The sequence below is a fragment of the Arthrobacter rhombi genome (assembly GCF_900163545.1).
Classification (GTDB): Bacteria; Actinomycetota; Actinomycetes; order Actinomycetales; family Micrococcaceae; genus Arthrobacter_H; species Arthrobacter_H rhombi_A.
Window position 1 is genome coordinate 19043 of record NZ_FUHW01000044.1, and the last position, 10743, is coordinate 29785.

Genomic DNA, 10743 nt, shown 5'->3' on the forward strand with positions numbered 1-10743 from the left:
CGCCATGCCAGAACAACTCACGCTTCGAGAGCTGCCCATTCCGGCCACCCTGCAAGGGCCCGGCGGCGCCGAGTTCTCGGCCATCCGCAGCCTCTTCCGCCAGTCGGGAATTGAAGAGCTCGGACACGATGACCTGGTCACCGGGGACGCCGTCGAAATCGCCCGTATCCAACCCAGCGCCTACGGCAGGCATATGATCCACATGATTGGTGACGGGGAGGAGCCGGGAGCGGACATTATTGCTGCGGCCATCGTTTTCCTGCCGCTGGCCGAAAACCGCCAGTCGGCCGACATCGATCTCGTCGTGGCTGGGCCGAGGCGGTGCCACGGACTGGGCAGCCGGCTCCTTCGGCGGGTTGCCGACCTCTGCCTGGAAGACAACCGCACCGTACTGAACCTCTATACCGGAGTCTCGCTGGAAAACGGCGGCGAGGGGGTGGCCGCGGACCCTGCGGAGGGAATCCTGAGGCCGGATTCGGGGGCCGGATGGATCAGCACCGCGGCGCCGGGGCCCGCCTTTGCCCACCGGCACGGCTTCACGCTGGGCCTGGTGGACCGCGGCAGCCGAGTGGGGATCAGCGCATCAGACGGTGCTTCGTTGGTGCGCCTGGAAAAGCAAGCTGCCGTCGCCGGGCCCGGGTACGCTCTCGAATCCTGGACGGGACCGGTTCCCGAGGCCCACGTGGCAGATTACTGCAGGATTATTGAGCGAATGGATATCGACCCTCCAGCAGGTGGACTGAGCTTCGAGCCCTCGCGCTGGGACGGCGATCGGCTGCGCACGATGGAGGCGAGGCGACGGAAGCAGGGAACCACCTCCGTGGTCACGGTCGCCCGGGACCTCGCCAGTGGGCAACTCGTGGCCTATACGGAGCTGGTGGTCTTCGACGGGCAGGAACGGATCGCCTTCCAAGAGGGGACACTCGTTCTTCCGGAACATCGGGGCCACCGCCTCGGTTTACGGGTCAAGGCGGCCAACCATCGGCGGATCCTGGACGCCTTGCCCCGGGTCGAGCGCATCTATACCTGGAATGCTGCGGAGAATTCCTACATGCTCCACGTCAATGAGGCCCTCGGGTTCGCCGCCTGCATGGTCGAAGGCGAATGGACCCGGACCTCGGGGGTGCCCCTGCCCCGCAACGGCTAAATGGCGTTCAAGGCCCGTTCTGGGGGAAGATGACAGCGGAGCCTTCTGCGACCCAATGCTGCGGCATCGGTCAGATCCCGAGGTCCCACACCACCGGCAGATGAAAGTCCCCTTGCTGCCCAGGCCCAACACTCTGTTGGTCTTCGGGGCTCCATGCCAAATGTTGAAGAACCGCCAACGGAGGAGTTCTCCCATGTCAACGAGCCAACCACCCGTCCCTCCCGAGAAGACGGTTTCCACCAGGCGGGCCGTCGTTCCGGCCTGGAACCGGTTCGACACCAGCTGGACTCTGGGCCTGTTCGGTACCGCGGTCGGCGCAGGCATTCTCTTCCTGCCCATGAACGCCGGGTTGGGAGGGTTATGGCCGCTACTCATCGCTACAGTGTTGATCTGGCCGATGACGTACTACTCCCACCGGGCGCTATCCCGTATCGTTTGCGCCTCGCCAAACCCGGACCAGGACATCACCGGGGTAGTGCGGACCTACTTCGGGGAGAACGCCGGCCGCGTGGTCACGTTCTTGTACTTCCTGGCGATCTACCCCATTGTGCTGATCTATGGGGTGGGCATCACCAATACCGTCGAAAGCCTGATGGTTAATCAGCTCGGGATGGACCCGTGGCCTCGCTGGCTCTTGGCCGGGCTGCTCATCCTCCTGCTGTCCTCGGTGATGGTCGCCGGTCAGAAAGTCATGCTGGTCGTCACCCAATGGCTGGTCTACCCGCTCATCGCCGTGCTCTTGGCGGTCACGCTCCTGCTCATCCCGTCCTGGTCCTTCGAAGGGTTCGGTGCGTTTCCCGCAGTTGGCGACTTCGCGATGTCGCTGTGGCTGATGATTCCTGTCCTGGTCTTCTCCTTCAACCATTCCCCGGCCATCTCCCAGTTTTCCGTGTCTTTACGCGAACGCTACGGCGTCGGGTCGGTGGATAAGGCGTCATCGATCCTGCGCGGCGTCGCAACCCTGCTGGTCGTCTTCACGATGGGCTTCGTATGGTCATGCGTCCTGGCCCTCGGCCCGGCGGGGCTACAGGATGCCAAGGATGCGAATCTGCCGGTCCTTTCCCACTTGGCCAATGTCATGGACCTGCCGATCATTGCCTGGCTGGGCCCAGCGGTGGCCATTGCCGCCATCGCCTCGTCCTTCTTCGGCCATTGGCTAGGTGCCGCCGAAGGAGCCACGGCGATCGTCCGGACCATGGTGGACCCGCAACAGAAGCGCATCAGCGACCGTGCCCTGAAAATCGGGGTGAGCACCTTCCTTATCGTCACGACCTGGGTAGCGGGCATCCTCAATCCGAGCATCCTGTCGCTGATCGAATCGTTGGCTGGCCCCGTGATCGCCGCTGTGCTCTACCTGATGCCCATGTACGCCATCCACAAGGTTCCCGCCCTGGCCCGGTTCCGGGGGAGGGCCTCCAACGTCTTCGTGGTCATTGCAGGCATCGTCGCCGTCGGCGGCATCCTCATTAGCCTGCTGCGCTGATGGATGGGGTGGCGCCCGCGGAACCTCGACGGCGCCACCCAGGCCCGATTTGGTACTCGGGTACGTCTACAGATAAACTAAACGGACCAAAGACCGTCGGTCGGTGGTAACCCGTGCCAGCATGGGAAACCATCCGAAAGTCCCAGCTTCTGGGCGGCCTACGCAGGTGAACGAAGCCTTTCTTTTTCTGGTCGGTTACCCGTCGGAAAAAGCCAAGCCCCGTGCATCTGCGCGGGGCGTTTTTTATGCCAGCCCTTCCGGGCTCGTGGACCGGTCAGACCGACTCATAAACAATCCCCGGAAGGAGGGTTATGGCAACGCAAATCAAGATTTCAGCAGTTCAGGAAATCATCAACGACTTCAAGGAGTCGAGCGCCGCTGTCCTGACCGAATACCGTGGGCTCAGCGTTGCACAGCTCCAGGAGTTGCGCCGTGCGCTTGGTGCAGACACCAAGTTCTCGGTTGTGAAGAACACCCTGACGGGCATCGCAGCCAAGGAAGCCGGCATCGATTCGTTCGATGGCCAGCTGGCCGGCCCGACCGCCATCGCCTTCATCAAGGGCGATGCAGTGGCCGCGACCAAGAGCCTGACGGATTTCGCGAAGTCCAACGAAAAGCTGATCGTCAAGTCCGGCTACTTCGAGGGTGCGTCCATGGACGCCGCTCAGGTGGTCGCCTTCGGTGCGCTTGAGTCCCGCGAACACCAGTTGGCCCGCATCGCCGGTGTCCTGCAGGCTCCGACTTCCGCCGCAGTCCGCACCATCGATGCACTGCGCGCCAAGCGCGAAGAAGGTGGTGCAGCGTCGGCTCCGGCCGAAGCTTCTGCCGCCGAGGCCGAGGAAGCACCTGCTGCCGACGCTGCCACCGAAGAAGCCTAAAGGCTCTTCAAACCACCAAAAATCTCGTGGCACCATAGCGTGCCGCCCCACTGAAAGGACGCCACATCATGGCGAAGCTCAGCACAGAAGAGCTCCTTGAGGCCTTCAAGGAAATGACCATCGTCGAGCTCTCCGAGTTCGTTAAGACCTTCGAAGAGACCTTCGACGTCACCGCTGCAGCCGTTGCTGTTGCCGGCCCGGCCGGCGGTGCCGCTGAGGCAGCCGAGGAGCAGAGCGAATTCGACGTCATCCTCGAAGGCCCCGGCGACAAGAAGATCGCAGTCATCAAGGAGGTCCGCGCACTGACCTCACTGGGTCTGAAGGAAGCCAAGGACCTCGTTGACGGCGCCCCGAAGGCCGTCCTGGAAGGCGCATCCAAGGATGCTGCCGACAAGGCCAAGGAAGCCCTCGAGGCCGCCGGCGCTAGCGTTACTCTCAAGTAACCAGCAAGCAACATGAGCGTTGCCCCGTCCACCGACCAGGTGGGCGGGGCAACGCTGTTTAACCGGTGGCCAGAAGGAGCCAGCCCTCGTGACGCCCGTCATATTGTTGAAGAAGTTCTACTCCGCTTTGCTAGCGTGACATGTAACGACTTGATAACGTAGACGGAGAGCGACAGGAGTGGGCGGCATGGACTACGGCACGGCAACACTCCAAAAGCAGGCCCCCACCGGGGTTGTCACCACGGCAGCCGAGGCTGGCAGTACTCCGCCGGATCCGGGGCAAGCTCCCCGCGGCAAACCTCGTATGGCTTTGCTTGACGGGCTACGTCTCGTAGCCGCCGTGGGAGTGATCCTCTACCACTACACCGCATGGCACCATGGCTACTGGGGCGTCGAGCCGGCCAAGACCGCCTGGCCAAATCTCTCCCGTCTGTCAGTATTCGGGAACATGGGAGTCCAGCTGTTCTTCGTCATCAGCGGCTTCGTCATCCTGCTCTCGGCCTATGGGAAGCGGCCGGCACAATTTATCGGTTCACGTGTCGGCCGGCTCTTTCCCGCCTACTGGGTGGCGGTGCTCGCCACCGGGGTGCTCATCTTCTTCATCTGGCCAGTGATGGGCAAGCGGCTTTCCTTCTCCGACTGGGCCGTGAACCTGACGATGATGCAGCGCGGCTTCAACGTCCCGTATGTCGACGGCGTCTACTGGACCCTTTGGGCCGAAATGCGCTTCTACGGGCTGGTCCTGTTGTTGATGATGTTGGGCTGGGTGACCTGTCGTCGGATTCTGGCGTTTGCCGTGATCTGGCCGCTGGTCGGCCTCCTAGCTCCACTGATTCCCAGCAACTTTGTTCGGCAGGCGCTGATCCCCGAACATGCTGCTCTTTTTGCTGGCGGCATTTGCCTCTTCCTCATCTACCGGTTCGGCCACACGCCGATGCGATGGGCTGCCTTGGGGGTGAATGTGGTCCAAGCTGCGGTGCTGACCGGTCAGAAGGGGGCGGAGGAAGCCGCCAGCCTTGTCGGATACCAGATCCCGGAACAGGCCTACTGGGCTATCGTCGTCGGCATCTTCGCCCTGATCGCCCTGCTGACGTTGACGCCCTTGAGTCGGGTCAATCTTCCTGGACTCGCGTTGGCGGGGGCGCTGACGTATCCCATCTATTTGCTGCACGAGATCTGGGGTTGGTGGATCATCGACCAGCTCAGCGGATACCTCCCGCGGCCGGTGGTCCTGATGATCGCCATGGGGGCCGCGGCGGTGGCCGCCTATCTGGTGTATCGGTTCGTCGAGCAGACACTGGGCCGGCGCCTCGGCAAAGCCGTCACCGCGCGGGTCGATGACCTGACAGTCTTGCTGGACAGGGGGAGGGGACTCGCCGAACGGGTCAATCGAGCCGACGCCCGGCGCCAGTCGGCCGCCCGCGCGGTTCCCCATACCCAAGGAGGAGTCACTCGGGGCCTTTAGGCGGAGTGGTGATGCGGAAAGGGGTAACGGCGCAAGGCGTTCACCCCGGCAGCGTTCCGCCACCGCATCGAGCCGGACCAGCCGAGGCCGGACTGGAAGGTTGGCGGTCCCGGGGTGCCGTGGCCATGCACCGGCCGGGGAGGCCAGGAACTGAAAAGAAACTGAAAGCGGTCCGCGACAACCAGCCGCGGACCGCTCCCTGACGCCCGAAGGCGGAATGCTCCTACAAATCAGGCATCACGGAAGAGCAGCAGTGCCTCGCCCTGGCCTCCGCCGCCGCAGAGGCTAACAGCTGCCTTGCCCGCACCTCGGCGTTGCAGCTCGAGTGCTGCATGCAAGGCCAGCCGGGCACCCGAGGCGCCGATCGGGTGGCCCAAGGCGATGGCGCCACCGTGGAGGTTGGTCTTCTCCAGTGGGTAGTCCAGATCCTTGAGCGACTGGCAGGCGACCGAACCGAAGGCCTCGTTGATTTCAATGAAGTCCAGGTCCGATACCGTCCAGCCGGCCTTGCCCAGGGCCGCAGTGATGGCATTGGAAGGTTGTGAGTGCAAGGACGTATCCGGGCCGGCAACCTGTCCCGGAGCGCCGATGACCGCCAAGATCTCTAGGCCATGTTTTTCCGCGTATTCGCGCGATGCCACCACCACTGCCGCGGCACCATCGGAGAGCGGGGAGGAATTTCCGGCAGTAATGGTGCCTTCCTTGGCGAAAGCCGAGCGCAGGCCACCGAGCTTCTCGGCCGTGGTGTCCGGCCGGATACCCTCGTCGGAGTCGACCGTGAGCGGATCGCCCTTGCGTTGCGGAACGGAGAGCGACAGGATCTCTTCGTCGAAGATACCGGCTTCACGGGCAGCTGCTGCCCGGGTGTGGGACGCGGCGGCGACCTCATCCTGTGAGGCCCGATCGATGCCGAGTTCGCCGTTCCGGGTCTCGGTGCTGACGCCCATGGACTGGCCGTCGAAGGCGTCGGTGAGCCCATCGTGATCGACGGAGTCAATGGCCGTGAAACTTCCGTAGTTCCACCCCTTGCGGCTGCCGGGCAGAATATGCGGGGCATTGGTCATGGATTCCTGACCGCCGGCCACAACGACGTCTGCTTCACCCAGGCGGACCATGCGGGCGGCGTCGGTGATCGCGGCCAGGCCCGAAAGGCAGACCTTGTTGATGGTCACGGTGGGCACATCCCATCCAATGCCTGCCTTGATGGCCGACTGCCGGGCAGGGTTTTGTCCGCAGCCGGCCTGGACGACATGGCCCATGATGACCGACTGCACATCGGCGGCCGGAACGCCGGCCTTCTCCAGGGCGCCGGTGATGGCGGCAGCGCCGAGCTCCACGGCGCTAAAGCCCGCAAGCTGGCCCTTGAGGCGGGTAAAGGGGGTCCGGGCTCCTGAAACGAGGACTGCCTCACGTGGATCGGACATGGTGGTGCTCGCTTTCGCTGGGGGAACTACTTCATGTTCAATTATCGTGACGTGGAGCATAAAGACCAAAGCGGGCTGCTTCGCTCAGAGATGGCGCAGACTGAAGGTGGGGTCGAAAATTATTTTTCCGGCCTACGGGCATTTTTTGCGAGCATCTAGTATGGTAGACAGATTCTCTACGGACGTGTACTGTGGATCTTTGCGTCTTCCCTCTTTCCAATCGGCCTTCATATAGCGGTGGGCCCGATGTTCGGTGGTGTTCCGGGTTCCTCATCCCGGGCGGGGTTGGCGCCGGAAACCTGACGGTCTGTGGAAGGATCCCTCTTGGTCGCCTCGAGCACCTCAAATCATCAAACCGCTAGTTCGGCTCGTACCGCTGAAGCGGCTGGCCGAATTTCATTCGCAAAGATCCACGAACCTCTGGATGTGCCGAACCTGCTGGCATTGCAGGTCGAGAGCTTCGATTGGCTCGTCGGCAACGACAACTGGAAGGCCCGTCTGGAGACGGCGCGTGCCGAGGGCATCACCAGTGTCGCCGACACGTCCGGTCTGGCAGAGATCTTCGAAGAGATCTCCCCGATCGAGGACTTCCAGGGCACCATGTCCCTGAGCTTCTCGGAACCGGAGTTCGCGGACCCGAAGTACACCGAAGCCGAGTGCAAGGACCGCGACGCCACGTTCGCCGCGCCATTGTACGTCAAGGCAGAGTTCATGAACAACAACACGGGCGAAATCAAGCAGCAGACCGTGTTCATGGGTGACTTCCCGCTGATGACCGGCAAGGGCACCTTCATCATCAACGGCACCGAGCGTGTCGTGGTCTCCCAGCTGGTGCGGTCCCCGGGCGCCTACTTCGAGCGCACCCCGGACAAGACCAGTGACAAGGACATCTTCACGGCGAAGATCATCCCGTCCCGTGGTGCTTGGTTCGAACTCGAAATCGACAAGCGCGATCAGGTCGGCGTGCGTCTGGACCGCAAGCGCAAGCAGTCAGTGACCGTACTGCTGAAGGCCCTCGGCTGGACCGAAGGCCGCATCCTCGAGGAGTTCGGCCAGTACGACTCCATCCGCGCGACCCTGGAAAAGGACGCGACGGAAACCAAGGAGGAGGCGCTGCTGGACATCTACCGCAAGCTGCGTCCGGGTGAGCCGCCGACGGTCGATGCCGCTGAAGCGCTGCTCGACAACCTCTACTTCAACTCCAAGCGTTACGACCTGGCCAAGGTTGGTCGCTATAAGATCAACCACAAGCTCGGCGTGGAGACCGCGCTGGACGCTGCTGACGCATCGGTGCTGAACATCGACGACATCGTCGCGATGATCAAGTTCCTCGTTGCTCTGCACGCCGGTGAACCCACCGTTCCTGGCGTCCGCAAGGGCGTAAAGGCGGATATCCGGGTCGAGGTCGATGACATCGACCACTTCGGCAACCGTCGCATCCGCGCCGTCGGCGAACTCATCGAGAACCAGGTCCGGACCGGCCTGTCCCGCATGGAGCGCGTCGTCCGTGAACGGATGACCACCCAGGACGTCGAGGCCATCACGCCGCAGACGCTGATCAACATCCGACCCGTGGTCGCTGCGATCAAGGAGTTCTTCGGAACCTCACAGCTTTCGCAGTTCATGGACCAGAACAACCCCCTCGCCGGACTGACGCATAAGCGTCGGCTGTCCGCGCTGGGCCCGGGTGGTCTATCCCGTGACCGCGCCGGCATGGAAGTCCGTGACGTGCACCCGTCGCACTACGGCCGCATGTGCCCCATCGAAACCCCCGAAGGCCCGAACATCGGCCTGATCGGTTCGCTGGCTACCTACGCCCGCATCAACAACTTCGGCTTCATCGAGTCCCCGTACCGCAAGGTCGTCAACGGCCAGGTCACCGACCAGGTCGACTACCTGACCGCCGACGAGGAACTCGAAAGCATTATCGCCCAGGCGAATGCACCGATGACCGATGACCTGCGCTTCGCCGAGGACCTGGTCCTCTGCCGTGAGCGTGGCGGCGGCGGCGAGCCCGTGCTCGTCGAACCGGCCGAAATCGACTACATGGACGTCTCCCCGCGCCAGATGGTCTCCGCGGCCACCGCGCTGATCCCGTTCCTGGAGCACGACGACGCCAACCGCGCCCTCATGGGTGCGAACATGCAGCGCCAGGCCGTGCCGCTGTTGGCTTCGGAAGCCCCGTTGGTGGGTACCGGCATGGAGAAGTACGTGGCGGTCGACGCCGGCGACTCCATCACCGCTGCCAAGCCGGGTGTGGTCACCGAGGTGTCCGCCGATCTGGTCACCGTCATGAACGACGACGGAACCGATTCCGCCTACCCGATCATGAAGTTCGCCCGTTCAAACCACGGCAACGCCTACAACCAGCGGGTGCGGGTCTCCGAGGGTGAGCGTCTGGAATACCAGTCGATCATCGCCGACGGACCCTCCACCGATAACGGTGAGTTGGCCCTGGGCAAGAACCTGCTGGTGGCCTTCATGTCCTGGGAAGGACATAACTTCGAGGACGCCATCATCCTGTCTCAGCGGATGGTCTCCGACGATGTCATGACCTCCATCCACATCGAAGAGCACGAGGTCGATGCCCGCGACACCAAGCTTGGTGCCGAGGAAATCACCCGCGACATCCCGAACGTCTCCGAGGAGATCCTGGGCCAGCTCGACGAACGTGGCATCATCCACATCGGTGCCGAGGTCGAGGCCGGGGACATCCTGGTCGGCCGTGTCACCCCCAAGGGTGAAACGGAATTGACCCCGGAAGAGCGCCTGCTGCGGGCCATCTTCGGCGAGAAGTCACGCGAAGTGCGTGACACCTCTCTGAAGGTTCCCCACGGCGAATCCGGCACCGTCATTGGTGTTCGGATCTTCGAACGCGACAACGACGACGAACTGCCCCCGGGCGTGAACCAGTTGGTCCGCGTCTACGTGGCCCAGAAGCGCAAGATCGCCGACGGTGACAAGCTGGCCGGGCGTCACGGCAACAAGGGCGTCATCTCCAAGATCCTGCCGGTTGAGGACATGCCGTTCCTGGAGGACGGCACCCCGGTCGACGTCGTCTTGAACCCGTTGGGTGTTCCTGGCCGTATGAACGTCGGACAGGTCCTGGAAATCCACCTTGGCTGGGCAGCGAAGCAGGGTTGGAAGATCGAGGGTGAGCCGGACTGGGTGAAGGAACTGCCCAACCTGCCCCGCGAATCAGGCCCCACGACCGTCGCCACTCCGGTGTTCGACGGTGCAGAGGAAGACGAGATCCGCGGACTGCTGGACCACACCAATGTCACCCGGGATGGCGATCGCCTGATCGGCAACTCCGGCAAGGCCAAGCTGTTTGACGGCCGTTCCGGACAGCCCTTCCCGGACCAGGTGTCCGTGGGCTACATGTACATCCTGAAGCTGCACCACCTGGTCGACGACAAGATCCACGCTCGTTCGACCGGACCGTACTCCATGATCACGCAGCAGCCGCTGGGTGGTAAGGCACAGTTCGGTGGCCAGCGCTTCGGTGAGATGGAAGTCTGGGCCCTCGAGGCCTATGGTGCGGCGTACACGCTGCAGGAACTGCTGACCATCAAGTCCGATGACATCCACGGCCGCGTGAAGGTTTACGAGGCCATCGTGAAGGGCGAGAACATCCCGGAACCGGGTGTTCCGGAGTCCTTCAAGGTGCTCATCAAGGAAATGCAGTCACTCTGCCTCAACGTGGAGGTCCTCTCCACCGATGGCAATCCCATTGAGATGCGGGACTCGGACGAAGAAGTGTTCCGGGCTGCGGAAGAGCTGGGCATCGACCTTTCCCGGGCCGAGCCAAGCTCCGTCGACGAGGTTTAGCACGACGGGTGGGGGCCCGGCATCCATGCCGGGCGTCCGCCGTCGACCGCTTTCCTTTTCCCCACCCCAGCG

The 10743-nt window shown here is 63.1% G+C and carries 7 protein-coding genes; 6 read left to right on the top strand and 1 reads right to left on the bottom strand.

Going from position 1 to position 10743, the window contains the following annotated elements; translation table 11 throughout:
• The first annotated feature begins 4 nt into the window (after positions 1-4).
• The 5 genes from FM101_RS12805 (at position 5) to FM101_RS12825 (ending at position 5416) form a co-directional block, all read left to right on the top strand.
• On the top strand, positions 5-1147 hold the full coding sequence (locus FM101_RS12805) for a hypothetical protein (RefSeq protein ID WP_087000268.1): 1143 nt from the start codon (positions 5-7) through the stop codon (positions 1145-1147).
• Between the two features lie 193 nt (positions 1148-1340).
• Positions 1341-2630: an aromatic amino acid transport family protein gene (locus tag FM101_RS12810; protein WP_087000270.1), complete on the top strand. Its 1290-nt coding sequence runs from the start codon at positions 1341-1343 to the stop codon at positions 2628-2630.
• Between the two features lie 311 nt (positions 2631-2941).
• Positions 2942-3508, top strand: coding sequence for a 50S ribosomal protein L10 (gene rplJ, locus FM101_RS12815; RefSeq protein ID WP_087000272.1), 567 nt, complete (start codon positions 2942-2944; stop codon positions 3506-3508).
• A 68-nt stretch (positions 3509-3576) separates the two neighbouring features.
• Entirely contained in the window at positions 3577-3951 is a 375-nt protein-coding gene (gene rplL / locus FM101_RS12820; protein ID WP_087000275.1) for a 50S ribosomal protein L7/L12, read from the top strand.
• A 187-nt stretch (positions 3952-4138) separates the two neighbouring features.
• Positions 4139-5416: an acyltransferase family protein gene (locus FM101_RS12825; RefSeq protein ID WP_087000278.1), complete on the top strand. Its 1278-nt coding sequence runs from the start codon at positions 4139-4141 to the stop codon at positions 5414-5416.
• A gap of 230 nt (positions 5417-5646) precedes the next feature.
• Here the strand turns inward: FM101_RS12825 and FM101_RS12830 are convergent, their stop codons facing one another.
• Entirely contained in the window at positions 5647-6840 is a 1194-nt protein-coding gene (locus FM101_RS12830; RefSeq protein ID WP_087000280.1) for an acetyl-CoA C-acetyltransferase, read from the bottom strand.
• Between the two features lie 324 nt (positions 6841-7164).
• Between FM101_RS12830 and FM101_RS12835 the strand changes: the two genes are divergently transcribed.
• The gene (locus FM101_RS12835; protein WP_087000282.1) at positions 7165-10671 is read left to right on the top strand and encodes a DNA-directed RNA polymerase subunit beta; all 3507 of its coding nucleotides are present in this window, start codon (positions 7165-7167) and stop codon (positions 10669-10671) included.
• Positions 10672-10743: the final 72 nt, after the last annotated feature.